This is a genomic window from Nonomuraea sp. H19 (genome assembly GCF_052068215.1).
In the GTDB taxonomy this organism is placed as follows: Bacteria; Actinomycetota; Actinomycetes; order Streptosporangiales; family Streptosporangiaceae; genus Nonomuraea.
Map to the genome: position 1 here is coordinate 1 of NZ_JBQHCV010000015.1, position 24527 is coordinate 24527.

Sequence of the window (24527 nt, forward strand, 5' to 3'; positions counted from 1 at the left end):
AAACCGCGACCGCAACGCGTGGGCGGCGTGCAACGCCAGCCGGGTCTTGCCGACCCCTCCCGGACCGGTCAGCGTCAGCAGTCGCGTTTTCGACACCAAGCGCCGCACATCGGACATCTCGCGTTGACGCCCGACGAAAGTCGCGCTTCCGGCCGGTTCTTGTACCCGGCCTGTTTGACCAGGCATCTCCCTGCCAGCTTACAACGCGCCTTCCACCTGGGCATTTACCACGACATCAGTCCGGTGAGGGTGGCGGCATCGCCCTTCTGCAGGACCTCCCCGAGCCGGACCGGCCAGCCCTCGCCGAGCTGATCAACCAGTGCGCTCAGGAGGAAACCGACCCTGAGCGGCACCTGACGGCCTGGGAAGCGCCCGAAACCCTGGGACTCCTGGTCTGAGGGCATCACTGCTCAAAGCGTCCAGCGGGAGCGGCACCGACCGCACGGCCTGGTTCGCGATGATCCTTTGCCTGGTGCGAGTTTACTCGGTCAGCGGTGGGTCGCGGGAGCCGAGGGCCGGGGGGAGCGACCTCCGGCTCCCGCAGGTCAGGCCGCCGTCAGGGCCGCTTCGGCCTGGACGGGAAGCGGACGGAAGATGTGGTCCAAGCCGGTGCGGTGCAAGGTCTGGGCGCATCTGCCCTGCGCCCCGGCCAGCACCAGCTCGGCGCCGAGCTGCCTGGCTCGCCGATAGGCGCCGACCAGCGCGGCCACGCCGTCGAAGTCGCAGAACGCCAGCCGCGACAGGTCCACCACGACCACGTCGGGCCGGTCGGCCAAGACGCGTCCCATCTGGTCGCAGAAGTCGTTGACGGTCGCGGCCTGCAGTTCGCCTTGCAGGCCGATCACCGGGCACACGTCCGAGTGCCACATTCCGATTGTCAGAGCGCCCTTCTGACTCTGGCTGCGGACTTCCACCGGAATCACCTCACCCGACTGCCCCTGCCCCGATTCGCGGCGATCATGTGACCGACAGGAGGCCCAAACCGCGGGATGGTCACAGGGCGCGGGAGCGCGGGCGTCCGTCGTCAGCTCAGCAGCCAGACGCCCGCGCCTGTCACGAGCTCGGCTCCCCCCTGAATCCGAACCCGCCCCACCCCTCTTCATATCAGTAGTCGTCAGATCACAATTGGTGAATCGCCGTGAGTGCGGACACGACGCCAGCGCTCTGGTCATAGAGGGACGACATGGGCGCCCAAACGCGTGAGCGAAGGCCCAACCGCCCATGTCGGCCCCCAACGAGGCTGACTCCCCTCCAGCAGTCAGCCGCACACCACCTACATACCAGTAGTCAATTGATTGCAGATAGTGAGAGCCCGAAAGATCCCCGGTTGGGACTCCGACAGAACTGCAACCCTCGATCCGCCGACGCGGCAAACGCGAGCAGCCTTCTTGCCTTACGTGCCTTAACGACCTTCAAGCCGTTGACCAGCTACTTTGCTTGCGAACCCCAGATAACCATCGCCGCGCCGCCACAGCTTCACTGCTCCCCCGACCACAGCAGCGCCGCCGCGGTGATCTCGGCGGCTTCGGCCAGCATCTCGGGGGAGAGGGCCTTCATCTCGGTCGGCAGCGCGGACGGGGCGGTCGAGTCCGGCCGGACGGTCGGCTCGTCCGGCAGTACCTCCTCCTCGTCGATGTGCCGCTCGTCCGGCTCGGTCGGGTCGGAGATGTCGATCCCCGCCCGGCGGAACACCGCGAGCAGCGACGCGACTGCCTGGCGGAGGTCCTTCGCGGTGGCTGAGGACAGCACCCGGCCTGCCTTCGTCTCCAGGCCCGCCCCGATGTGCTTGACGGCGGCCGCCGTCTCCTCGAGCACCGCCACGAGGGCGCCCTCATCCGGCGTGCCGGACATGCTCACCTCAGCGGGCAGGGCCCCGCCGATCGTCACCTGGCCGGCGGGGGTGACCTCGTACGGCACCTGGAGTGTGTGCTCGGTTTCGGTGTCGTCGTGGACGGCCACGAACGCGACGTCAGCGAACGTGGCCGCGACGGTCACCCAGCCGGTGAACCCGGCGCCGCGTGCCCACTGGGCGACGGCCTGGCGGAGCTTCTCGCGGACCTCCTCCAGGCTTACGGGCACGGGAAAGCCCATCGCGCGGGCGGCGTCGAGGTGAGCGTCCTTGGTCTCCCCGCCCTTGTCGGGGGCGCTGGTGTCGAGCAGGTCGTCCCAGCCGTCCCCGCTGCCGTCGTCGTCCGGCTCCTCGCCGGCGGCCTCTGGGCTGCCGAGCGGGAACGGCGTCACCTCGCTGCCGCGCACTACCGACACCTCTCCGAACGCCACGTCGTGGGCGGGCACCGGCTCAGGCAACGCCATCGTCTCGCCATCCGGCAGGTAGGTGAGGGTGACGTGCGGCGTGTAGCCGTGATTCGACGCCGGCGCGATCCCGGCCTCGGCCAGCCGGTCCACGAGCCGCTGCCGCAGCACCTCCAGGCCGGGCACGTCCACCGGCACATACACCGGTACGCCGTCCTCGCCTGGCGGGAACGCGCCGATCCCGCCCACCACGCCGGACAGCGGCCCCGACTCGGCCGCAACCGCGGCGACCACGTCGGCCACCGTGGCGAGCGCCTTCTCGTCGAGTTCCTTGCCGAGATAGGCGAGCGTGATGTGCAGTTCGCCGGCGGGCACGCCGTCCGGCACAGCGAGCTGCTCGGCCACCTCGCCGGGCAGCATGAACGCCACCATCACGCCCGTCCCGGCGTCGGCGCGGTCCGCCTTTACCTCCCGGCCGGCGGCGGCCGCCAGGTCCTCCAGGGCGGCCGCGGCGTCCATGCCGTCCCGCCACCCCATCGGCACCATGTCGAGCTGCCCGCGCTCGCGCGCCTGCCGGATCAGGTCCCGCTTGACCTCCAGCGGCGCGCCCTCGCGCAGGCAGTCAGCGATCCGGCCGGGCAGGTCGTCGTCGGCCAGCGCCGACTTCACACTCAGCGTGAACGTCTGGCTGTTGGCGCCGAATGCGACCGGGCTGTACTCGAACAGGTCGAGCCTCTTGATCCTGCGGACGCCCTTGGCGTCGCGGGTCGCGCCGCCCTTCGGCACCCGGTAGCCGATGGACCATTCCTGCTCACGGTCGAAGAAGCGGACGTTGGAGAACGCTTCGCGGCCGTCCTTTGTCTCCAGGTTGAACCGCATCTTGACGTAGAGGGCGCCCGCGTCGCGCGGCCACGCCACCTTCGCCTCTGCGGCCATGGCGAGCAGCCGCGGATCGCCCGGCAGCAGTTCCCCGACTTCCTCGGTGCGGGCCACCCACACCTTGTCGTCGTGTGAGAAGAAGCCCTTTGGGGTGCGTGTGGCGAGTGTCTCGGCGTACGCCCCGGGCAGGATTAGGTCGCCGACGTTGTCGGTGGCTCCTGCGACACTGACGATGGCTTCTACGACGCCTTCGTCCTGCGCGTTGACGACGCCGGCGGCAAGACCCCCGGCCGCCTTCCGTTCGAGCTCCAGCGTTGGCACGGCAGCCACCCCCCTGATCGACTGCCGTGCAGGGTGGTCGCACAGGGCCGTTAGCGTCCGGCCACGATCAGGTCAGCCACTTCACGCCCCGCCAGTTGCTACCTGCCATGACGCGGTGGCCGAGCCACGGATCGTTCCTGTGGTCACGGCCGGGCCTCCACCCGATCAGGGCGATCTCACGCGGTGACGGGTAGGCGGGATCGTGGAAGGGGAGGCGCAGCCGCTCCAGGATGGCGCGGGCGGCGTCGAGCTCGGCCTGCTCCTGCTCCATCTCCTCATCGGTCAGCCCATAGCCGGCGGGCGCGGAGCCGTCCCGGTTGACCGCCAGCAGCTTCTCCACGCGGTCGATCTCGCCCATGAGCCGCGGGACGGGCTTCTTGCGGTGCTCGCTGCCCTCGGCAGGCAGCATGAAGGGGCCCGCCTCGTAGCCGTCGAACCACACATAGCCGTTCATGGCCCACACGTAGCCGCCGGCGGCCAGGCCAGGCCGGATCTCGATCCGCTCCAGCCCGGATTCGCGATACCACCCTTCGAGGTGGCCGTTCCAGGCGGAGGCGAAGCCCTGCCCCTGGTCCTCGTCTTCCATCTTGAGGAAGTCGTGCGACACCCACAGGCTGCCGTCCGGGTCGCGGTGGAAGATGCGGGTCGTCTGCCCGGCGCTCCGGCCGTTCTTGACGACCTTGGCGTCCAGGGTGACGGTGCCGCCGAACTGCTCGGAGTAGTACGGCTCGGCCATGTCGATGACGACGCCGAAGCCAGCGTAGTCACGGTGCTGAAGTTCCCGCCGGAACGCATCCGCGATCTTCTGCGCCCGATCGTGAACGTCGTCTCTGGACGCGGGGATCAGGTCGGCGAGGGACGGCCTGGCCGGGGCCGTCGTGCCTGGCGGAGGAGCCTCGCGTAACCCCATCGCGTCCACGTCCCGCCGCCATGCAGGATCGCTGAACACCTCCCGGTAGTGCACCGTGGTGGACGGGTCGTCGCGGTCGTAGCGGACCCACCCGTCGAGGTCGCCAGTCTCGTCATAGCGGACCCACGCGTCCCCAGGATGCCCGGGGCGGGAGAAGTAGGCGGCAGCCCCATCGGGGGTGGCGGCCGGGTCCCCCTCGGGGACGTGCCGCGGCGGCGTGTACGAGGTGGGCTCGACCACCTTCAGGCGGTGGGGTGCGACGGTCGTGGTACCGCCGTCGTCCCATTCCACGGCGACGCCGCGGCGCCGACTGGCGCCCCGCACGGTCCCTGTCCGGCCGAAGCCGACCAGCTTGACGCGGTCCCCGATCTCGATCCATCGCCCGTGCCATCCTCGCGGCTGCCAGTCGCCGCCTGCTTCCCGACCCACGCCGGGGATGATCTTCGGCGGGTCGGGTTAGCGTCAGGCTTCGTCGAGTCCGTAGTTGGGGTCGCGGCCGTCGATCACGTTCATCGCGCGGACGAAGCCGGGGTCGTTGAGCATCGCGTCGTCATCGGCGCCTGGGTGGGCCGCCATCCACTCGTCGCGGAGCCGGCTGTACGCCTGCTCACGGGCGACGACGTCGGGGTGCGGCCGCTGCGGGCGGGTCCTGTCTTCCACGATGGTCATGGTAGGCGCGAGCACGGCTATGGTCTCCTTCCCTGGGGCAGACGACGGTCACGAGCGCCGCCGAACAGACACGAGAACACCAAAGAATATCTCTTGTTCTTTAGTTGTGTCAGGATTGGGCGTCCGCGTCCACCACTTGCCGGCACTCCTCCAGCAGCGCGGCCGGCACGTTCACCTCGTGCTGCCGAGCCAGGAGATCGCGGGCCGTCTCCACACGGGTCAAGCCGGACGCGCGGACGCAGGTGTCCAGGTCAGTGGCGAGCCGGCCGCCGTCCCATACGTCCCACACGCGCTTACGCGGCGACTGCGCCCCCATTGGTGTCCCTCCGATCGGAAGGGCCTTGTGCCCTGTGGTCCAGGAATCGGGGATGAGATCCATCATGCCCATGCTACGGGCGAACTCGATGGCGAGGATCTGCTCGTAGCGGCTGTTCGCCGTGGCGATGAGGTGCTGAAGGTAGAAGCGGTACTTGCCGACGCGGGCGGTGACGCGCCACCGGTCGGTGCCGCCCAGGAGCACCGCCTCCCACTCGTCCAGACAGCCGATCCCCGTGCGCGGCAGCGCGAAGACACGCTCAGCCGGGACGGTGCCGTCAATGACGACGCCGTGCTCGTGAATCCACTCGAAGGCGTCGCCTTCCTGGCCGACAAACTCCTGCGCCGTAAACGGCGACAGCGTGAACGACGACAGCGGCCGCAGCGGCACATCGGCCTCGTACGCGTCCGGTCCACGGTCTCGGTCGGCCCACGCGGGCACGCCTTCCTCGGTGTCCGTGGCGTCCCACACCATGCCGCGCAGCACATGCAGGTGAGTGACGCCCGCCTCCCGTAGCCACTCCTGGGTGGCGTCGTACTGGCCGCGCACAAACGCCTCCACGAACGGCCGCTGCTTGTCCAGGATCTCGCCGGCCATCTCCAGCCGGTGAGGCTCCACGCCGTCCATCGTGGTCCGCTCCAGACCGAACTGCTCGCGGGCCACGACCTGGATGGCCAGCGACCGGGGCGACGCGCTGTTGAACGCCCACGCGTTGATCATGGCGGCCACCATGCTCTCCCGGTGCAGGGCCCGGTAGCGGTCGGCGTCGATGACCTCGAAACCACTCATGTCCATCGACCGCTTGGCGGCCTCGAACTCCTCCGGAAGCACCTCCTGGTACGTCCAGTCGGCCAACTCGTTGGGCAGCTCGGGCGAGTTCGGCTGCGCATGCAGCGCCACGTACGGGGTGGGGGTCCGCACCATGATGGACTCGCCAGACCGGAGCCGGTCGAGTGTGAATCTGACAGGCTCCTCGAGTGCGTACAGGTCGTCCACGTGCGCAGTGCGGCGGGTGAGGTCCTCGGCGATCTGCCTTTTGGCTATCGCCCGGTTCCGCATGAACAGGTCATGATCTCGGGCCTCCAGCTCGGTCACCTTGCGCCGCCCGGACGGGTCGAGGCCAGCCCACAGCCAGTCATCGAGCGCGTCCAGGTCCGCCGCGTTCGCCGTCCGGCCTGGCTGCACCTTCTCAGGCGGTTTGCGCCCCGCGCCGCGAGACGGGGCCGGCGAGCTCACCACCGCGGCGATCTGCCTGCTGTGGACGCTCGTCACATGCCCGCTGGTGTGGCGGACCCGGTACCAATCGCCGTTGCTGCCGACGACGGTAGCTCTGCCTCCGCCGTGGAGCCGGACGACGCTGCCGACCTTGATCCACCGCCCGTGCCAGCCGCGCGGCTGGTCGGGGTCGAACGCCTTCACGTCCAGGACGGCGGCCTTGTACTGCACGCCGAACCGGCTCCACTGCCACACGGCCACGAGGGGCGGCTCCTGTCTTGTCGCCTGGTCAGGCGTAGGTGTAGCCGCCGGTCGCGGTCGCCGAGTCGTTGGTGACGGCGACGTCCGACGCGCCAGCCGTCTTGGCGGGCGTCCTGCACGTGAGCGTGGTCTCGTTGACCACGGTGATGCTGGTCGCCGCGGTGCCGCCGAAGGTGACGGTGGTGCCGAGCGAGAAGTTGCTGCCCTTGACGGTGACCAGGGTGTTGCCCGCAGCCGGGCCGGTCGCGGGGCTCACGCCGGTGATCGTCGGCGTCGGGAAGCACGCGTTCAGCTCCGACTGGCGGATGACCTGCCCGGCGGCGAACTTCAGCCGGCGGCGGACGTTCGGGTAGTTCGAGCCCTCCGCACGGACAGCCTCGTAGATGCGCTCGCTGACCTTCACGAGTGGATCGGTCACCGGTACGGCGGTGACCAGCGTCGCCGCGGTCGTCTTGTTGATCTGCGTGCCATTGGCGCGGTAAACCGTCACGGCGTCCCCCTGATGCTTGCGATCTGAAGCGGCGGGCCGTACTCGAAGTAGATGTCCGCGGGTGGCGGTTCAGGCGCGCAGATCAACCACAGGACCGACCCCACAATCAGCCCTATCGTGATCCCTATGGCGAGCCCGAACCGCCACCCCAACCCCCGCACGCCCGGCAGACTGCCGGGCCGGGGAACTTACTGTCTCGCTCCGATTCCGACACTCATCCGCTGGCGCATTTGTCCTGCACATGCCCTCCTTATGTCCTGTTCACGTTCGCCCGAGGACAGGAGGCTGAGAAGAGCATGAAGACGTCGGAAGGGGTTCCATGGGAAAGTTACTCTCCACTGTGGCGTTAGCCGCCGCGGTCACGCTGGTTGCCGCGCTAGCGCCTGCCGGGTCTGCGACGGCCTCGCGCACGTCGCCGTCCGCGTGCGATCACATCGGTGACAAGGACGCCGCCATCCGCGATTTCGTGGAAGGCATCAAAAAGGATTGGAACCTCGACGTCAAGGCCCGCGACTACGAGGTTCAGGCGCACGGCGGCGAATGTGTCATCCAACCCAAGGGGACCCGCCCCGTCACCAGTGAGGCCGAGGCACGATCCGACGGTTCGACGACGTCGAGCATGACCACGGTCGAGACAATGCCGGCTTCGGCCACGCCCACGGACGGCGACGCGACGATCCAGCAGGAGGTGGACTGGCAACAACCCACTTGCTACGAATGGACGGACGCGGAACGTATCGGCTGGATGAGAGCTTGCGGGCAGTGGTCCCGTATGGACTACGCGGAGGCAACGCACAAGAACTACGGCTTCCGCATGTACGCGTCATGCCATGCGCTGGCGGGTCACGCCTTCGATCAGGTTAACTCGTGCTACGTAGCCGCGGAGCCCTTCTCCAGCACCCCGCTAGTCGTGTGGAATGACTGGGATCCCAAGGCGACTCTGGAATTCAATCCCTGTGGATCTATCCCCATCGGCCTCTCCGTGGGCCCGTTCTCGACGTCCTGGACGATCACCAGCTGCGACAAGATCGTCCCGTCAGAGAGCCCAAGCCCGGGGGTGCCTGACTGGCGAGCAACCTGGGTGGGCAAGTCGTACTACGAACAGGACGTGCGACAGACAGCGGCCATGGTCGCCTTCGGCGTTCCCAAGTCCTGGTCCGGGACACCGAGTCTCTACTTCAAACGGGGATTCACTACCGAGGAATGCGTCTGGCCGCCGACCCCCTCTCCCTACTATCCCTGGTGCGCCATTTGATCGATGCCCATGTGGAGGCGGTGGGATGGAAGACATCCATCGTCCCGATGGGACATGAAGCCTCCGGTGCGGTGTGGATTCGACGCCTGCACCACACCGGAGGCTTCCTCATCGATCAAGTCCCTCTGCTGACCACGCTCGTGGTCGATACGCCTAGTTGTGATGTCTCAGGACGTTGGTTCCACGAAGTAGTCATCAAGAGTGGACTGGAGCGGTAGGAGGTCCACTCGTTCCAGCCTCCGCTCGACGGAGATCCGGAAGTCGCTGCCCCGGGTCCGGTCGATCGGTGGCAAGCCGCCTAGCCTAGGAGCTTTCCGATTCGGCCGGACGAACGTGGATGACATCGGTCAGGTCTTGGAGCGCCTGCACGACCAGGTCCGGGTCGGCCACGTCGAGCACGTTACCGGAGCGCGGCAGCGGTTGCCCGTTGTGGAACTCCAGCAGCCGGCGCGCCGCGGCCGCCCCGGAGACGACGCCGATGCTGTCGGGCTTGCCCTCCTGGGAGTCGCCCACGGTGACGGCGTAGTAGACGCCGTCCAGATACCCCTCCACGATGCGGTCCACGATCTAGGCCTCTTCCTGGCCGCCGGCGGCCGCCTCGTTGCTAGGGAGTGTGTCAACGTACGTGGCGACCCACACGGTGGCCAGCGTCTGCTCGTCTACGTCGCGCGGGTCGTACGGGCACACCCCGGGCGGAGCGCCGAGCCGCGCCGCGCGCTTGGCGGAGCGGCGTGCGGCGACCAACTCCTCGGTGGTGGGCGTCCGCCTCTGGCCGGTGCTCATCCGAAGTCCCTTCCGTTGCCTGCGGTCTGCCGCCGCTCCTGTGCCTGCCTGCGGTCGCGGGAGTCTCCGAGCCACTGGGCGCGCCACTCGTCGTAGGTCATCCTGCCGCCGTTCGGCTGATTCGCCCACCACCGCTTGAGCTCCTCCGACGCGTAGGCGTACGCGTGGTCGGCATTGCCGCCCCACAGATCCTTCGGATCCTTGCCGGCCTTCCGCCCGAGAGGCGACAACATGTAGCCGTTGGTGGCCTTCTCTGCTCGTACACCCACTGCCGGTACATGCGGCGCACCACCTGCTCGCGCCGCTCCCCAGAGCCGCGCTCAGCGTCGATGATCGCTATCCGCTCCTGCCGGTCCATCTCCTCGTCCGACAGGCCGTACACCTCGGCGTACGCGTCACGCGGGTCATCTCGTACAGGCGCAGCTCGGCGAACTCGCCGCCCTTCCGCTGCACGGCCAGGACCTGGCCCACGACAGGGTCGGTGAAATCCGAGCCGTCCCAGCGGATGATGTCGCCCACGCCGATCCGATCGGCGGTGACGTGCTCGCGCGTGAACTCGGCCGGCGGGACGGGCAGGTCGGCAGGCAGGTCGGGCATCAGCCACAGGTCCACGCCATCCGGCAGGACCCGCTGCTCCACGCTGCCGTCCTCGTGCCGAATGTGCACCTGGTGGAGTCCGAACCCCTTCACAGCCCGGGTCGCCGTCACGGCGCCGAACCGGACCGTGCCGTCCTCCCCGGGCAGCGCGATCACGTCGCCCATGCCCAGGTTCCGGGCGTACACCCGCTCAGGACCTGGCCGGCCCGGGTCGTGCGGCGGCGGCGGGAACCCCTCCAAACGGGCGTTCGCAGCTTCGATCCACCCAGCAGTGCGGGCGAGCGCCCGCCGGCGCGCCGCAGGCACGCTCTCGTCAGCAGCCAGCGTCCGCAGATGCGCGGCGAGGGCCTGCATCTGCTCGGCGGACAGCTCCCGCCGTGCCCGCAGCCGCGCCGCAGCTTGCGCCACCTCCGGCGTAGCGCCCGAACTGGTGGCGTCGAGGTTCAGGTCCAGGAGGCGGCGCCGCTGGTCGGTGCGGAGCCGCACCCTGCCAGTGGGCATCCCGTCCGGCAGGTCCACCGCCGTGATGCGCTCAGGCTCCGCCGGCGGCACGGCCGGGCCGTCCGGCTGCGGGGTCGGGGTCCCGCTGATGCGGGTCAGCAGGAGCCGCTCGTCGAGCTCCACCTCCGACAGGCGGCCGTCCTGGTCGCGCACGTCGAACCGGGCGCGGCCGCCGTGCACCTCCGGCACGGAGGCGACCTGTATGGGGACGTCGTCGATGAGTACCCACTCGCCCACGGCCAAGCCGGACGCTTCGACCTCGTCCACCTGGGCGCCGTCCTGCGCGGGCGCAAGCTTGACGGGGCGGTCAGCGGCGATGAGGTGCCGCTCCCGCGTGTCGTCGTCGCCGCGCACGAGCGCCGACACCAGGCCGTCGTCGAGCGGCTCCACCCGCTCCACGGCCACGTCACCGGTCGGGCCCGTGATCCGGTCGCCCTCCCGCAGGCCCGCGCCGGGCACCTGCTCCGGCGCCGGGGCGGGCTCGCTGTCATCGAGCCGCAGCACGCGACGCGGCACCGAGAACCGCGTCCCGGACGGCGCCGGCACGCTGGTGCCGTCCGCCCGGGTGATGGTGACGTCGTCGAGCACCACGGACGGCATGCCGGGCTGGCGGCGCGAGACCTGTCCTTCCCGCCGGCGGCCATGACCGCCCCATCCTTCATCTGGTCAAGCGGTCGGACTCCGCGACGGCGTTGTCGCGGGTGCCGTCGAGGAAGGCGCAGATCGTCTCCAGTTGCTCGGTGGTGAACTCGCTCATCAGCCGGCGGCTGCGGGAGTCCAGCCCCTCATAGAGCGAGGCAATCTTGCCGAGCGCCTCCGGCACGGCCTCGACCATGACGCTGCGGCGATCTTCTGGATGCGGCCGGCGCCGGACGAATCCCGCCTTCTCCAGGCGGTCGATCATGTGGGTGACCGCCCCGGTCGTCCGCCCCAGCCGGGCGCTCAGGGCGCCCGCGGTGCTGGCGCCTTCCCGGTTGAGCGTGTGCAGGCACAGCAGATCCGTCGGGCCGACGCCGGCCTGTTGAGCGATCAGGTCGTTCAGCCGTCCCATCGCCCCTGCCAGATCGGTCATCGCCAGCACGATGCGATCGGCGAGCGCGTCCGCTTGCTCGTCCTGTGGTTTGACGTCCATGTCGGCTCCTTATTATCTTCATGGTTAAGATACTTAGCGGTGAAGATAAGTTACCTCGACCTTGGAGGGCCTCGGTGTCCTTGGAGACATCCAACCCGACCACCACACCCGCCACCGGCCGTGTCCGCACAGCCGCCCTCATCGTGATCTTGCTGGCCTCGTTCATGGACCTGCTCGACGTCACCATCGTCAACGTCACCGTGCCCTCCATCACGGGCGAGCTCGGCGCGTCGCCGGCGCAGCTGCAATGGATGCTCGCCGGATACACGCTCGCCTTCGCGCTGGGCATCATCACGGGAGCCAGGCTCGGCGACCTGTACGGCTACCGCCGCGTCTTCCTGATCGGCATCGCCGGGTTCACCGCCGCCTCGGCGCTGTGCGCCGCCGCCCCGACCGCCGACGTGCTCGTGGCGGCCCGCGTGCTGCAGGGACTCTTCGCCGCTGCCATGGTTCCCCAGGTGCTCTCGCAGATCCAGCTCATGTACGCGCCGCACGAGCGCGGTGGTGCGATGGCCGCCTTCTCGTCGCTGTCCGGCCTCGCGGCGGCCGTCGGGCCGATCCTGGGCGCGATGCTGCTGGAGGCGGACTGGTACGGCCTCGGCTGGCGCGCCGTGTTCTGGATCAACGTCCCGGTCGGGATCCTGACCCTGGTCGCGGCCCGCCTCGTCCTGCCTCGAGGGCGCGGCGCCACCCGGCCCCGCCTGGACCTGGCCGGGATGCTCATCTGCGCGGCCGGCCTGCTGCTGATCCTCTACCCGCTCATCGCCGGCAGCGAGGAGCGGCCCTGGCCGGTCTGGACGTACGTCTCCTTGGCCGCGGGCCTGGCCGTCCTGGCCGGGTTCCACCGCCACCAGCGATGGCTGTCGGAGCGCGGAGGCAGCCCGCTGGTGGAGGTGTCGCTGTTCCGGGTGCGCTCGGTCGGCGGCGGGCTGCTGGTCCAGTTCCTGTTCTTCGTGCCGGTGATGGGTTTCTTCTTCACCTTCATGCAGCTGCTGCAGTCCGGCCTGGGCATGGCGCCGCTGGCCGCCGGGGTGACGATCCTGCCCTGGCCGATCGCCACCACCGTGGCCGCCGGTCTCGGGGCGGCGGTGCTGCTGCCACGCCTCGGCCGGCTCACCGTACAGCTCGGGCTGGTCATCCTGGCCGCCGGATTCGCCCTCCTGGCAGTGACCGCGACCAGCGCCACGCCGGGCACCGGCTGGCTCGCCTTCCTGCCCGGCGTCGTGATCGGCGGCGCGGGGATGGGCCTGACCGTCGCGCCGCTCGCCCAGCTGACACTGGAGCGGGTCCCTGCCGAGCACGCGGGGTCGGGCTCCGGTCTGTTCAACACGGTCGCCCAGGTCGCCGCCTCCGTCGGGGTCGCCGTCATCGGAACGATCTTCTTCCCGCTGCTGACCACGTACGCCGCCGAGCCGTCCCACGGCTACGGTACGGCCTTCGCCGTCACCATCTGGGCCAGCATCGTCCTGCTCGCACTGACGATCGCGGTCACGTTCCTGATGCCCCGCAAGCCCGGGAACGCCGCCCTCTGAGGTGGGGCGCCGGCATGCCCGGCGTCCTAGGGAGCCAGCAGCCGGGCCCGGCTGTTCGACAGGTGGACGCGTACGGCGGCGCGGGCGGCTTCGGCGTCCTGCCTTTCGATGGTGGCGTAGATGGTGTCGTGCTCGGCGACGATCCTGGCGAAGTCCGGCCGGTCGGGATGGAGCCGCTCGCGCGGCACGATGATCATTGACGGGCCGAGCGAGGCCAGCAGGTCGGCGAAGTAGCGGTTGCCGGTGGCCTGCGCGATGCGCAGATGGAACTGGAAGTCCGCGCGTACGGCCGCGCTCGGGTGGTCGGCGGCCGCCGCGAAGTCGTCCAGCGCCTCGCGCAACCGCGCCAGGGCGGGCCGGCCGCGGCGGGCCGCGGCCAGGCCCGCCGCCTCCACCTCCACCCCGATGCGGAAATCGAGCAGGTCGAGCAGCTCCTGCCGGGTGGCGGCGGGTGCCGGGTCGAAGCCGGTCGTGCTGGGCCGGGCCAGCACGAAGCTGCCCCGGCCGTGCTGGGTGTCGATCAGCCCGGCCGCCTTGAGCCGGGCGATGGCCTCGCGCACCACGGTCCGGCTCACCCTGTACGTCTGGACCAGGTCGGCCTCCGTCGGCAGCCGCTCGCCCGGCCTGATCACGCCGTCCTGGATGCGCGCGGTCAGCGTGTCGACGAGCTGCTGGGTGCGGCTGGTCACGTGGTGTACTGCTCGGCGGTCCATTTGGCCGCCTGCTCGCTCATGGTGATGCCGATCCCGGGCCGGTCGGGCACCAGCATGCGGCCGTCGCGGATCTCCAGGCGCTCGTTGAAGAGCGGCTCCAGCCACTCGAAGTGCTCCACCCACGGCTCCATCGCGTAGGCGGCGGCCAGGTGCAGGTGGATCTCCATGGCGAAGTGCGGGGCGAGCTGCAGCCGCTCGTGCTCGGCGAGCGCGGCCAGCCGCAGGAACGGGGTGATGCCGCCGATGCGGGGCGCGTCCGGCTGGATGATGTCCGCGCCGCGCGCCCTGATCAGCTCGGCGTGCTCGCCGACGCTGGTCAGCATCTCGCCGGTGGCGATCGGGGTGTCCAGCGCGGCGGCCAGTGCCGCGTGCCCGGCGTGGTCGTAGGCGTCCAGCGGCTCCTCGATCCACACCAGGCCGTGCTCCTCCAGCGCCCGTCCCATCCGCGCCGCGGTCGGGCGGTCCCACTGCTGGTTGGCGTCCACCATCAGCGGCACGTCAGCGCCGAGGTGCTCCCGCACCGCCCGGACCCGGGCCAGATCGGTGCGGGTGTCGGGCTGGCCGACCTTGATCTTGATGCCCGCGATGCCGCGCTCCAGCGCCGCCGTGGCGTTGTCCAGCACCTGCTCGATGGGCGCGTGCAGGAACCCGCCCGAGGTGTTGTAGCAGCGGACCGCGTCGCGGTGCGCGCCCAGCAGCTTGGCCAGCGGCAGCCCGGCGCGCTTGGCCTTCATGTCCCACAGCGCGACGTCGAGCGCGGCGATGGCCTGCACCGCCAGGCCGCTGCGCCCCACCGACGCGCCCGCCCAGCACAGCTTGTCCCACAGCCGGGCGATGTCGTTGGGGTCCTCGCCGACCAGGTCGCGCGCGATCTCCTTGGCGTGCGCGTACTGGCCGGGGCCGCCGGCCCGCTTGGAGTAGCCGAACCCGATGCCCTCGTGTCCCTGCTCGGTGCCGATCTCGGCGAACAGGAACGCGATCTCGGTCATCGGCCGCTGCCGGCCGGTGAGCACCTTGGCGTCGCTGACCGGTGTGTCGAGCGGAAGGTAGACGGAGGAGAGGCGCACCCAGGCGATACGGTCCGCAGAAGTCATCATGACAACATTCATAGTCGTCATACAACCTCCTTCGCAACCCCCTCCCTCCTTCAGGGGTTGACGGCGTGTGCCATGATAATGACAATGATTTTCATTCTGTAGCCGAGGAGGTCCCTTGCCCACCCCTGTCGCCCTCGTCGCGGGCCTGCATGGCGGCGCCCGGGCCGCCGTGGTCGAGCGGCTGCTGCGCCGGCATCCAGGAGCCGTCGCGATCCACCACGACCTGCGCGCCATCGGCGCCGGCCGGGTCGAGCGCGTCGTCCGAGACGTCTCCGGCGTCCTGGACCGCGCCGAGGTGCACCTGGCGCACGGCTGCGTCACCTGCACCGTCCGCGAGGATCTCCTCCCCGAACTGCTGCGCCGCGCCCCCACCGCGGCCCTGCTGGTGGTGGACCTGTGGGACTCCGTCGAGCCGCGCCCGGTGGCCGAGGCGCTGGCCCATGAGGAGGCCGCCGACCTGCTGCGCCTGACCTGCGTGCACACCGCGCTGGACGCCGGCCTCATGCCCCTGGACATCTGCCGCGGCGAGCGCCTGGCCGACCTCGGCCAGGCGGCGGCCGCCGGTGACCAGCGCTATCTGGCCGAGGTGCTGGCCCGCCAGATCGAGTACGCCACCAGCATCTCCCTGCACGACGGCGACGAGGAGGACGCCGAGCTGTCGGCCGCCGTGCTGGGCCACCTCGCCCCGCACACGCCGATCGTCGCCGAGCCCGCCACCACCGGCCCCGCGGTGTGCGTGCACGAGCTGGCCGAGCGCGTCGATCCGGCCACCGCCCAGCTTCCCGGAGAGGCGCAGACCGGCGAGATCACCACGGTCGTCTGGCACCGCCTGCGCCCGCTCCACCCCGACCGCCTGTTCGAGGCCATAGACGAGCTGGTCACCACGTCGGTACGCTCCCGCGGCCGGTTCTGGCTGGCCAACCGGCACGAGCGCATGCTGGCCTGGGACGCCGTGGCCGGCGTGGTCTCCGTGGAGGACGCCGGGCCATGGCTGGCCGCGCTGCCCGAGGCCGCCTGGGAAATGACGGCTCCGGCCCGCCGCGCCGCCGCCGCCCTGGACTGGAACCCGATCATCGGCGACCGCGTGCAGCACCTCGTCTTCACCGGTCCCGACCTCGACCGCGAGCGCATCTTCGCGCTGCTCGACGCGTGCCTGATCGACCAGGGAGACGCCCTGCCCGGCGCCGAGGAGTGGGCCCGGCACGACGACCCGTTCGCCCCCGTACTGGATCTTGAGGAGACCGCGTGAAAGACCGCCGCACGCCCAGGAAGAAGGTCAACCCGCTGCTGCGGGTCGACTTCATCGACTACAAGGACACCGACCTGCTGCGGAAGTTCATCTCGGACCGTGGCAAGATCCGCAGCCGCCGGGTGACCGGCGTGACCGTGCGACAGCAGCGGCAGCTCGCCCGCGCCATCAAGAACGCCAGGGAGATGGCCCTCCTGCCGTACTCGTCGCGCGCCAAGTGATTCGAGCCCGCGGTCGTGCCCGGACGGCACCGGTACGAGCGGTGGCCAGGCGGCCTGACTCACAGAGCGGCCAGGCCGAGTCCGGTCAGGACGAGGCAGGCGAAGCAGGCCACGGCGCGCAGCGTGTTCCAGGCGGTCCACCTGGGCGAATAGTCCTTCCACGACATGCTGCCCGCGTTGAGCGCGTTGTTCATCGGCACGTTGATCGCCACGGTGACCAGGAACGAGCCGGCGAAGCCGACCCCGGCGGCGGCGAAGAACCAGCTGGCGGCCGGCGCGTCCGCGAGGAATCCCGCCGCCAGCGCGGTGAGCGGCGCGCCGAGGAAGGCGATGTAGAGCCAGGGGTTGAGGATCTTCCTGTTGACGCTCCGCATCGCCGTCTCGGCCTGGGCGGGTTCGATGGCGTTCAGGCCCGGCATCACGGACATGGAGAAGGCGTAGAAGAGGCCCGCGAGGGCGCCGTGCAGCGCGAGGGTGACAAGAGCCAGGATCAACATGGTCACATCATGTTCCTCGCACGGTGAGACGGTCCATGCATCTTCCGCTCAAACGCATACGAGAGCGTCCAACGGGGACGGGCCCGGATCGGGCCCGTCCCTTCAGATCAGGAAATCTCCAGGAAAGAGAGTTCGAAGGTGGCGGGCTCGGCGTGGAGCTCGTACTGAGGCAGCACGCCGGGGCCACAGGAGGCCGAGCCCAGGCCCTGCTGGGCCAGGTCCAGGTTGACGTAGACCGCGTCGCGCGGGACGAGATCGGTGACGTGGCGGGCGGCGTCCAGGTCCTCGCTGGTCCAGCGGCGCACCGTCAGCCCGAACAGGCCCTCCACCCGCACTCCGCCCAGCTCGGCCCAGCGCACGCCGGGACGGTGGCCGTTCTCCTGCGGGAAGACGTACGGCGTCTGCATGTCCTCGACGGACATCGCGTACCGGCCGACCCGCGCCGCCTTGGCACTGTCGGGGTAGGCCTCACCGGGGCCGAGGCCGTACCACTCGACGCGGTTGAGGGAGGCGGGCAGCTCCAGGCGCACGCCGAGGCGGGGGATCGGGAAGTCCCACTCGCCCTCGGGCTCGGTCGTGAGCGCGAGGGAGAGGCGGTCGCCGTCGGCCGTCCAGCGGTAGGTGGCGAGGATGCCGCGATCGTGCGCGGCGGCGGCCACCCTGGTGCGGACCACCAGGGCCGCGCCGGACCGGTCGATGCCGAGCAGCCGGTGGTGCAGGCGGTCCAGGCCGGCGTTCCGCCAGTCGGTGGCGACCTGACTCTGCCAGCCGCGCAGGTCGTTGTCCGTGGGGGCGCGCCACAGGTCCAGCCGGAAGTCCGCGATGGGGAGCCGTCCGATCCCGGCCAGCCGGCCGGTCCGCGCGTCGAAGGTCCCCGGCCCCACCTCCAGCACCTCATCGGTGCGGTGGGCAACGGGTACGGCGGAGCCCGGCGCGTGGCCGGCGCCCTGACGCACCAGGGTCTGGCCCCAGGCGATCTCATGGCCCGCCGGGGCCCAGGGCTGATCGGCGGTGAGCGTCGCGCGCACGGTCAGCCAGGTCTCGGCGGCGGTCTCCGGCAGGGCGGGCAGCGGGATCTCGGCGGAGGCGCCGGCGGCGAGGCCGGGCACGTCCAGCGCGCCGGAGGCGACCGGAACGCCTTCCTCCTCCAGCGTCCAGGAGAAGGACAGGTGGGACAGGTCGCGGAAGTCGTGCTGGTTGGCGACGGTCACCGAGGAGGGGGAGACGGTGACGCGGACCGGCTCGATGACCTTCTTGAACTCGATCAGGCCCGGCGAGGGCGTGCGGTCGGGGAAGACCAGGCCGTCGGTGATGAAGTTGCCGTCGTGCACCTCCTCGCCGTAGTCGCCGCCGTAGGCCCAGCCGTAGCGCTCGTGGGCGAAGCCGTGGTCGATCCATTCCCAGACGAAGCCGCCCTGGCAGCGCGGGTACTTCTCGAACAGTTCCTGGTAGTCCGACAGGCCGCCGGGGCCGTTGCCCATCGCGTGCGCGTATTCGCACAAGACGAACGGCAGGCCGCGCCGGTGCGCGTCGAGGTCCGGGTCGTCCAGGGGCTTCTCCGCGAGCCGCCCGATCGCGTCGACCTCCTCGGGCCCGGCGTACATGCGGCTGTACATGTCGACGTAGCCGCTGTCCCAGTCGCCCTCGTAGTGAATCGGCCGCGACGGGTCGCGCTCGCGCGACCACTCGGCCATCGCGCGCAGGTTGTCGCCCACCCCGGCCTCGTTGCCGAGCGACCAGATGATGATGCTCGGGTGGTTCTTGTCCCGCTCGACCATGCGGGCCATCCGGTCCAGGTACGCCTCGCGCCAGCGCGGGTCGGCGCTCGGGTTGCCGCGCCAGCCGGTCGGGTGGAAGCCGTGGGTCTCCAGGTCGCACTCGTCGATCACCCACAGGCCGTACTCGTCGCACAGCTCCAGGAAGCGCGGGTGCGGCGGGTAGTGGCTGGTGCGCACCGCGTTGACGTTGTGCTGCTTCATCAGCTCGATGTCGGCGCGCATCGTCGCCTCGTCCAGCGTCCTGCCGGTCTCCGGGTGGAACTCGTGGCGGTTCACGCCGCGGAACAGCACCCGCCGGCCGTTGACCTTGATCACGCCGTCCTCGACCGCCACGGTCCGGAAGCCGATCTTGAAGTGGACGGTCTCGCCGCCCGCGCGCAGCTCGGCGTCGTACAGCCGGGGCAGCTCCGCCGACCACGGCTCCACCGCCATCGTGTGCGGCCCCCGCGCGGGGACCTCGGCCAGCCCCAGCTCGGGAACGCTCAGCGTGGCCTCGCCGGCGTCGGTCTCGACCGACAGCGTGCCGGAGCCGGTCAGGTGGTCATAGTCGGCGTGCACGAAGAAGTCATTCACGACAGGCGTCGCCAGCAACGTCACATCACGAAATATCCCGGACAACCACCACATGTCCTGGTCTTCCAGGTAACTCGCCGCCGACCACTGGTGCACCCGCACGGCCAGCACGTTGCGCCCGGGACGCAGGCTCACCTCGAACTCCGCAGGCAACCGGCTCCCGGTGGACCAGCCCAGCTCCTCCCCGTTCAGCCACACCTTGAAGCACGAGTCCACGCCCTCGAACCGCAGCACCCCGCGCTCGAACGGCGCCTCGAACTCCAGCCGGTAGTCACCGGTCGGGTTCTCGTCCGGCACGAACGGCGGCTCGACCGGGAACGGGTAGTTCACATTGGTGTAGGCGGGCTCGCCGTACCCGTGAAGCTGCCACATCGACGGGACCGGCAGCTCGTCCCAGCCGGAGAAGTCGGCGTCGACGGGCTGGCCCGCGGCGGTGGGGGAGAGGCGGAAGCGCCAGGCGCCGTTGAGGCTGAGGCGCGCCCCGCCGGAGGCGAAGCCCGCGCGGGGAGCCCGCCGACCCGCCCCCGGCTCGTACGTGGTCAGGTAGTCGGTCACGAAGGGCCTCCTCGGTAAGCGCTTTCCATGGCTGAACCCCAGCCTATGAAGGCGCGAGGAGGCCCTACAAGAGCCTATCGCGGTTGACGATTTCCAGATTCCGGTGGCGTCACACGTAGACGGTCTGCGTTTGCTGGTAGCCCGCCAGACCCTCCGGGCCCAGCTCGCGGCCGAGGCCGCTGGCCTTGACACCGCCGAAGGGGGCGGCGGGGTCGGGGATGTAGCGGTTGACGCCGATGGTGCCGGTGCGGACCCGGTGGGCGACGGCCGCGCCGCGCTCGGGATCGGCGGTCCACACCGTGCCGCCGAGCCCGAAGTCGGAGTCGTTGGCGATGCGCACGGCATCGTCGACGTCGTCGTACGGGATGAGGGACAGCACCGGGCCGAAGATCTCCTCCTGGGCGATGACCGAGCTGTTGTCCACGTCGGCGAACACGGTCGGCTCCACGAACCAGCCCCTGTCCAGGCCCGCGGGACGCCCGCCGCCGACCGTGAGCCGAGCCCCGTCGCCGCGCCCCTTGGCGATGTACGTCTCGACGCGCTCACGCTGCCGCGCGGTGGCCATCGGCCCGATCTGGGTCGCCGGGTCACCGGCGTCGCCGACGGTCAGGGAGCCGGCCAAGGCGGTAAAAGCGTCCACGACCTCGGCGTAGCGGCTGCGCGGGGCCAGCACGCGGGTGCCGAGGAAGCACGTCTGGCCGTTGTTGAGCAGCGTGGAGCCGAACAGCCCCTCGCCGATCTTCGCCAGGTCCAGCTCCGCGTCGTCCAGGACGATCGCCGCGGACTTGCCGCCGAGCTCCAGGGTGACCGGGCGCAGCAGCCGCCCGCAGGTCTCGGCGATGATCCGCCCGGCGGCGGTGGAGCCGGTGAAGGCCACCTTGTCGACGTCCGGATGGGCGACCAGGTACGCGCCGACCTCGCGCCCGGCCGGCACGATGTTCACCACCCCGGCCGGGACGCCGGCCTCCTCGACGGCCTCCGCCAGCAGGTACGCGTCCAGCACGGTCTCCGGCGACGGCTTGATGACGAGCGCGCAGCCGGTCGCCATCGCGGGCGCGATCTTGAACATGGTCAGGGCCTGCGGGAAGTTCCACGGCACGATGGCCGCGACGACGCCGACCGGCACCCGGCGCACCTGGATCGAGCCGCCGAACAACCCGGCCCGCGTCTCCTCGAAGGCGGCCTCGCGCGCCAGCCCGGCGTAGTACCGCAGCACGGCGCTCGGGTAACCGGTCTCGAGCTGCCGGGCGACCGCGACCGGCATGCCGTTCTGGGCGCTCACCCGCTCGACGAAGCCGTCGGCCCGCCGGTCGATGGCGTCGGCCAGGCGGTCCATCACCTCGGCCCGCCGCGCGGGCTCCCAGCTCGCCCAGCCCGACGGGTCGTCGAAGGCCCGGCGGGCGGCGGCGACCGCCGCGTCGATGTCGGCCTCGGCGCCCTCGGGCACCTGGCCGAGCGGCTCCTCCGTGCTGGCGTTCACCGGGCTGATCACACGGTCGGTGGCGGGGCGGACCCACGCGCCGCCGATGTAGAAGGTGTCGTAGGAGAGTTGCATGACCGGGGCTCCTTGGTCGCTCAGGCGAAGGTCAGGACGGGCTTGAGGGTGGTCCCCTTCTCGGAGTCCTCCACCGCCTGGTTGATGTCCTCGAAGGCGTAGGTCTTGATCAGCCGGTCGAACGGGAAGCGGCCCTGCCGGTAGAGGTCGACGAGCTTGGGGATGAACAGCCGCGGCACGCTGTCGCCCTCGACGATTCCCCGCAGGGTGCGGCCGAACAGCAGCGCCGACATGTCGATGGAGACCTCGGTGCCGAGCGCGGCGGCGCCGATCAGGCCGCAGGTGCCGCCCTGGTTGAGCGCGTCGACCGCCTGCCGCAGCACGGCCGGGACCGCGGTGGTCTCCAGGGCGTAGTCCACGCCGAGGCCGCCGGTGAGGTCGCGGAGCGCGGCCACCGTGTCGCCATCGGCCGCGTTGATCACGTGCGTGGCGCCCAGTTCCTTGGCCAGCTCCAGGCGCTGGTCGTTCAGGTCGATGGCGACGATGGTGGTGCAACCGGCGACGACGGCGGCCATGACGGCGCTGATGCCGACCGAGCCCGCGCCGAAGACCGCGATGCTGCTGCCCGCCGGGGGTTTGAGCGAGTTGAGCACCCCGCCCGCGCCGGTCTGGATGCCGCAGCCCAGCGGGCCGAGCAGCTCCAGGGGAGCGTCCCGGTCGACCTTCACCACGTTGCGCTCGGTGGCGAGGGCGTAGGTCGCGAAGGACGACTGCCCGAAGAAGACGCCGTGCACGTCGCCCGACTCGCGGTGCAGGGGCATGCTGCCGTCGGTCCGCGAGCCCGCGAAGTTGCAGGCGAAGAACTGGTCGCAGTACGCCGGGCGGCCCTGGTCGCACATGCGGCAAGTGCCGCAGGAGTTGAACGTGAGCACGACGTGGTCGCCGGGTGCGACGTAGGTGACCCCGTCGCCGACGGCCTCCACGACGCCCGCGCCCTCGTGGCCGAGCACGGCCGGCAGCGGAACCGGGTACCACTGGTCGCGGACGATCAGGTCGGTGTGGCATACGCCGGAGCTCACCATCCGTACGACGACCTCACCCGGCCGGGGATCGTCCAGTTCGAGGGAGGTGAGGGCGAAGAGAGCGCCTTGGGTCTCGGTGAGTGCCGCCGTGATACGCACGTTACGACTCCTTTGCCGGTGTGTTTCTTACCGGCAAAATATGGCTGGATGCGCCCGGCGTACTGTTCAACTATTGGACACGGTCATCTGCAGTGCCCTCATGCGGTTGTAGAGCGTCGTCCGGCTGATGCCGAGCCGCTGCGCCGCGCGCAGTTTGTTGCCGTCGTGCTCACGCAGCGCGGCGGCGATGGTGTCGTGCTCGGCCCGCTCCAACGGCGTCATCCTGCGCAGCCGGGGGCTGACCTGGTAGTTCGGGGGCAGGTCCCGGGGCGTCACGTCGCCCGCCGAGCGATGAGCCAGCACCGTCTGGAGCACCGTGCGCAGCTCGCGCAGGTTGCCCGGCCACGGGTGACCGGCCAGGGCCGCGAGCGCGGCGGGCGTGAACCGTACGCGGTCGCCGGCCCCCAGGTCCTCGAGCATGGCGCGGACCAGCGCCGGCAGCTCCTCCGTGCGGTCCCGCAGGGCGGCCAGCTCCATCCGGGCGGGGCACTCGGCGGCGAGTACGGCCGCGTAGCCGCGCAGCTCGGCGACCGGGGCTCCGGTGAGGGCGATCCACGGTCCCGGGCGTTCCATCAGCCGCCGCAGGTGGACCGCGCAGGCGTCGGGCAGCAGGTGGGCGTCCTCGACGAGCAGCAGGCCGGGGGCGCCGGCCGCGGCGGCGTCGAGGGCGGCCAGCCAGGCGGCTTCGCCGTCGACGGCCGCCTTCGAGGCGTCGAGCGCGACGATCCGCCTCTTCCCGGCCAGCGACCGCACCATCGTGGCGCGTCCGGTTCCCGGTGCGCCGCCGACGTACACCGAGGTGCCGGGCCCCGGGCGAGTGGACCGGGCCATGCCGCGGTGCGGGGTTTCCCCTGGATCGGTGAACTCGAACAGCACGCCGTCGGCCCCCGGCGCGACGGCCCGGAGCCGGACCGCCAGCGTTCGTCCCGAGGAGAGCTCGATCGGCCGCGTCTCGCGGTCCCGGCCGCCGAGGTCGGCTGCGAGCTCGCGCAGCCGGATGTGGTCGACCGGGCCGAGCAGCTCCACGGCCGCGGAGTTGGCCAGCACCACGCCCTCGCCGAGCACCAGCACGGGCCGGCCGTGCCCGGCCGAGGCGGCCTGGAACGCGGCGAGCATGCGCTGCTCGGCGCGGCGCGCGGTGTGCAGCAGCCGCTCCTCGATGTCGCTCACCGCCCGGCTCAGGAACGGGCCCAGCAGCGTGGAGTCGTTCTCGGCCAGGCAGGTGATGTCGAGGACGCCCTCCAGCCGGCGGGTCACCGGGTGGAGGATCGGGTGCCCGTAGCAGCTGAACCGCTTGAAGGGCTCCAGGTAGTGCTCCTCGCCGTGCACCGCGATGCCGCGGCGCAGCTCGTACACCGTGGCGATCGAGTTGGTCCCGGTGGTCTCCTCCATGAACACCCCGCCGGCCACCACGCCCAGCTCCGTCAGCATGCCGCGCAGCTTGCGGGCTCCGATGGGCACGTCCACGATCCGCGACTCGCGATCGGCCAGCATGACGCAGTAGCCGGTGTCGCCGAGCTCCGCGGCGAGCTGTTCCAGGACCGGCTGGGCGGCGGCGACGAGGCGGCTGCGCCGGTCGACCCCGTCCGGCTCGAAGCGGAGGTCGGGCGCCGCGGGCCCGAGACCGCTGAGCCGGCAGCGCCGCCAGGACAGTTCGATCTCCGGGCGCAGCTCGCTCTTGGGTGTCCTGTCGCTGGTGCGCACGGCGTCCTCCGCCAGGTGGTGCGTTTTTCGCGGATATGCGCATGGTAATCAGCGCATTCGGATGTGTGAACCGTTCAGCCGACGCCGAGGAGGGCATGCGCGCGGGCGCGGTCCGCGCGGAAGTCGGCGGTCGAGCCCCGGTACACGATCCGGCTCACCGCCGGACTGGCTCAGGCTGGAACCCGCGACGCAACCCGACAGCCTGCTGCGCCTGGTCGGAGCGTGCGGAGGACAACGGAGGGAACGCCCATGTGCGACTCCTGGGAGGAACGACGTCGGCGCCATGCGCAGACACGGTGGGCTCAGAATCCACAGATCTGTGTTGTGACGTCAAGAGTTTGTAACCAAAC

At 70.6% G+C, this 24527-nt stretch carries 24 protein-coding genes; 5 read left to right on the plus strand and 19 right to left on the minus strand.

The window, feature by feature from the left end:
• Positions 1-224: 224 nt before the first annotated feature.
• The 7 genes from ACTMTI_RS30530 to ACTMTI_RS30560 form a co-directional block, all read right to left on the minus strand.
• Positions 225-407, minus strand: coding sequence for a hypothetical protein (locus tag ACTMTI_RS30530; protein WP_441124033.1), 183 nt, complete (start codon positions 405-407; stop codon positions 225-227).
• Positions 408-545: 138 nt separating this feature from the next.
• Entirely contained in the window at positions 546-914 is a 369-nt protein-coding gene (locus ACTMTI_RS30535) for an STAS domain-containing protein (protein WP_441124034.1), read from the minus strand.
• Positions 915-1476: 562 nt separating this feature from the next.
• Positions 1477-3453 (minus strand): 2'-5' RNA ligase family protein, encoded by a 1977-nt coding sequence (locus ACTMTI_RS30540; protein WP_441124035.1) that lies wholly within the window; start codon positions 3451-3453, stop codon positions 1477-1479.
• A 67-nt stretch (positions 3454-3520) separates the two neighbouring features.
• Entirely contained in the window at positions 3521-4792 is a 1272-nt protein-coding gene (locus ACTMTI_RS30545; RefSeq protein WP_441124036.1) for a hypothetical protein, read from the minus strand.
• A gap of 33 nt (positions 4793-4825) precedes the next feature.
• Positions 4826-5023, minus strand: a complete 198-nt coding sequence (locus ACTMTI_RS30550) for a hypothetical protein (protein WP_441124037.1) — start codon at positions 5021-5023, stop codon at positions 4826-4828.
• Between the two features lie 118 nt (positions 5024-5141).
• The gene (locus ACTMTI_RS30555) at positions 5142-6824 is read right to left on the minus strand and encodes a hypothetical protein (protein WP_441124038.1); all 1683 of its coding nucleotides are present in this window, start codon (positions 6822-6824) and stop codon (positions 5142-5144) included.
• 28 nt (positions 6825-6852) lie between these two features.
• Positions 6853-7314 carry an IPT/TIG domain-containing protein gene (locus tag ACTMTI_RS30560; RefSeq protein WP_441124039.1) on the minus strand — a complete coding sequence of 154 codons (462 nt, stop codon included), beginning with the start codon at positions 7312-7314 and terminating at the stop codon, positions 6853-6855.
• A gap of 319 nt (positions 7315-7633) precedes the next feature.
• Between ACTMTI_RS30560 and ACTMTI_RS30565 the strand changes: the two genes are divergently transcribed.
• Positions 7634-8569 (plus strand): hypothetical protein, encoded by a 936-nt coding sequence (locus ACTMTI_RS30565; RefSeq protein ID WP_441124040.1) that lies wholly within the window; start codon positions 7634-7636, stop codon positions 8567-8569.
• The gene (locus ACTMTI_RS30570; protein ID WP_441124042.1) at positions 8557-8787 is read left to right on the plus strand and encodes a hypothetical protein; all 231 of its coding nucleotides are present in this window, start codon (positions 8557-8559) and stop codon (positions 8785-8787) included. The genes ACTMTI_RS30565 and ACTMTI_RS30570 overlap by 13 nt, the downstream gene beginning before the upstream one ends.
• An 85-nt stretch (positions 8788-8872) precedes the next feature.
• On the opposite strand, the gene ACTMTI_RS30575 is transcribed toward ACTMTI_RS30570, so the two are convergent.
• The 5 genes from ACTMTI_RS30575 to ACTMTI_RS30595 all read right to left on the minus strand — a co-directional run bounded on the left by ACTMTI_RS30575 (position 8873) and on the right by ACTMTI_RS30595 (position 11582).
• Positions 8873-9133: a hypothetical protein gene (locus ACTMTI_RS30575; protein ID WP_441124043.1), complete on the minus strand. Its 261-nt coding sequence runs from the start codon at positions 9131-9133 to the stop codon at positions 8873-8875.
• A 3-nt stretch (positions 9134-9136) separates the two neighbouring features.
• Entirely contained in the window at positions 9137-9352 is a 216-nt protein-coding gene (locus ACTMTI_RS30580) for a hypothetical protein (RefSeq protein ID WP_441124044.1), read from the minus strand.
• A complete protein-coding gene (locus ACTMTI_RS30585) occupies positions 9349-9621 on the minus strand; it encodes a hypothetical protein (RefSeq protein ID WP_441124045.1) in 273 nt (90 codons plus the stop codon). The genes ACTMTI_RS30580 and ACTMTI_RS30585 overlap by 4 nt, the downstream gene beginning before the upstream one ends.
• Positions 9622-9688: 67 nt before the next feature.
• Positions 9689-11050, minus strand: coding sequence for a hypothetical protein (locus ACTMTI_RS30590; RefSeq protein ID WP_441124046.1), 1362 nt, complete (start codon positions 11048-11050; stop codon positions 9689-9691).
• Positions 11051-11108: 58 nt separating this feature from the next.
• Positions 11109-11582: a MarR family winged helix-turn-helix transcriptional regulator gene (locus tag ACTMTI_RS30595; protein WP_441124048.1), complete on the minus strand. Its 474-nt coding sequence runs from the start codon at positions 11580-11582 to the stop codon at positions 11109-11111.
• A gap of 74 nt (positions 11583-11656) precedes the next feature.
• On the opposite strand from ACTMTI_RS30595, the gene ACTMTI_RS30600 reads away from it, so the two are divergent.
• Complete coding sequence (locus ACTMTI_RS30600) at positions 11657-13114, plus strand: MFS transporter (protein ID WP_441124050.1); 1458 nt, start codon at positions 11657-11659, stop codon at positions 13112-13114.
• Between the two features lie 26 nt (positions 13115-13140).
• On the opposite strand, the gene ACTMTI_RS30605 is transcribed toward ACTMTI_RS30600, so the two are convergent.
• Both ACTMTI_RS30605 and ACTMTI_RS30610 read right to left on the minus strand, forming a co-directional pair.
• Positions 13141-13803, minus strand: a complete 663-nt coding sequence (locus ACTMTI_RS30605; protein WP_441124051.1) for a FadR/GntR family transcriptional regulator — start codon at positions 13801-13803, stop codon at positions 13141-13143.
• Positions 13800-14924: an L-talarate/galactarate dehydratase gene (locus ACTMTI_RS30610; RefSeq protein ID WP_441124053.1), complete on the minus strand. Its 1125-nt coding sequence runs from the start codon at positions 14922-14924 to the stop codon at positions 13800-13802. Before ACTMTI_RS30610 ends, ACTMTI_RS30605 begins: the two co-directional genes overlap by 4 nt.
• Positions 14925-15039: 115 nt before the next feature.
• Here ACTMTI_RS30610 and ACTMTI_RS30615 point away from each other — a divergent pair, with 115 nt between their 5' ends.
• Together ACTMTI_RS30615 and rpsR are read left to right on the plus strand one after the other, a co-directional pair.
• Entirely contained in the window at positions 15040-16173 is a 1134-nt protein-coding gene (locus ACTMTI_RS30615) for a GTP-binding protein (RefSeq protein ID WP_441124055.1), read from the plus strand.
• On the plus strand, positions 16170-16394 hold the full coding sequence (rpsR, locus tag ACTMTI_RS30620; RefSeq protein WP_441124057.1) for a 30S ribosomal protein S18: 225 nt from the start codon (positions 16170-16172) through the stop codon (positions 16392-16394). The genes ACTMTI_RS30615 and rpsR overlap by 4 nt, the downstream gene beginning before the upstream one ends.
• A 59-nt stretch (positions 16395-16453) precedes the next feature.
• On the opposite strand, the gene ACTMTI_RS30625 is transcribed toward rpsR, so the two are convergent.
• The 5 genes from ACTMTI_RS30625 to ACTMTI_RS30645 all read right to left on the minus strand — a co-directional run bounded on the left by ACTMTI_RS30625 (position 16454) and on the right by ACTMTI_RS30645 (position 24177).
• The gene (locus tag ACTMTI_RS30625) at positions 16454-16891 is read right to left on the minus strand and encodes an anthrone oxygenase family protein (protein WP_441124301.1); all 438 of its coding nucleotides are present in this window, start codon (positions 16889-16891) and stop codon (positions 16454-16456) included.
• Positions 16892-16998: 107 nt separating this feature from the next.
• Positions 16999-19797, minus strand: coding sequence for a glycoside hydrolase family 2 TIM barrel-domain containing protein (locus ACTMTI_RS30630; RefSeq protein ID WP_441124059.1), 2799 nt, complete (start codon positions 19795-19797; stop codon positions 16999-17001).
• 109 nt (positions 19798-19906) lie between these two features.
• Complete coding sequence (locus ACTMTI_RS30635) at positions 19907-21352, minus strand: aldehyde dehydrogenase (RefSeq protein WP_441124060.1); 1446 nt, start codon at positions 21350-21352, stop codon at positions 19907-19909.
• A 20-nt stretch (positions 21353-21372) separates the two neighbouring features.
• Complete coding sequence (locus tag ACTMTI_RS30640; protein WP_441124062.1) at positions 21373-22473, minus strand: NAD(P)-dependent alcohol dehydrogenase; 1101 nt, start codon at positions 22471-22473, stop codon at positions 21373-21375.
• Positions 22474-22539: 66 nt separating this feature from the next.
• Entirely contained in the window at positions 22540-24177 is a 1638-nt protein-coding gene (locus ACTMTI_RS30645; protein ID WP_441124064.1) for a sigma-54-dependent Fis family transcriptional regulator, read from the minus strand.
• Positions 24178-24527 lie beyond the last annotated feature (350 nt).

What these genes read in the sequence shown, in the direction of transcription:
- ACTMTI_RS30590 (WP_441124046.1), bottom strand. Translation starts at nt 11,050, where the DNA reads ATGCCGTCCGTGGTGCTCGACGACGTCACCATCACCCGGGCGGACGGC.
- ACTMTI_RS30595 (WP_441124048.1), bottom strand. Translation starts at nt 11,582, where the DNA reads ATGGACGTCAAACCACAGGACGAGCAAGCGGACGCGCTCGCCGATCGC.
- ACTMTI_RS30635 (WP_441124060.1), bottom strand. Translation starts at nt 21,352, where the DNA reads ATGCAACTCTCCTACGACACCTTCTACATCGGCGGCGCGTGGGTCCGC.
- ACTMTI_RS30610 (WP_441124053.1), bottom strand. Translation starts at nt 14,924, where the DNA reads ATGATGACTTCTGCGGACCGTATCGCCTGGGTGCGCCTCTCCTCCGTC.
- ACTMTI_RS30565 (WP_441124040.1), top strand. Translation starts at nt 7,634, where the DNA reads ATGGGAAAGTTACTCTCCACTGTGGCGTTAGCCGCCGCGGTCACGCTG.
- ACTMTI_RS30625 (WP_441124301.1), bottom strand. Translation starts at nt 16,891, where the DNA reads ATGTTGATCCTGGCTCTTGTCACCCTCGCGCTGCACGGCGCCCTCGCG.
- ACTMTI_RS30580 (WP_441124044.1), bottom strand. Translation starts at nt 9,352, where the DNA reads ATGAGCACCGGCCAGAGGCGGACGCCCACCACCGAGGAGTTGGTCGCC.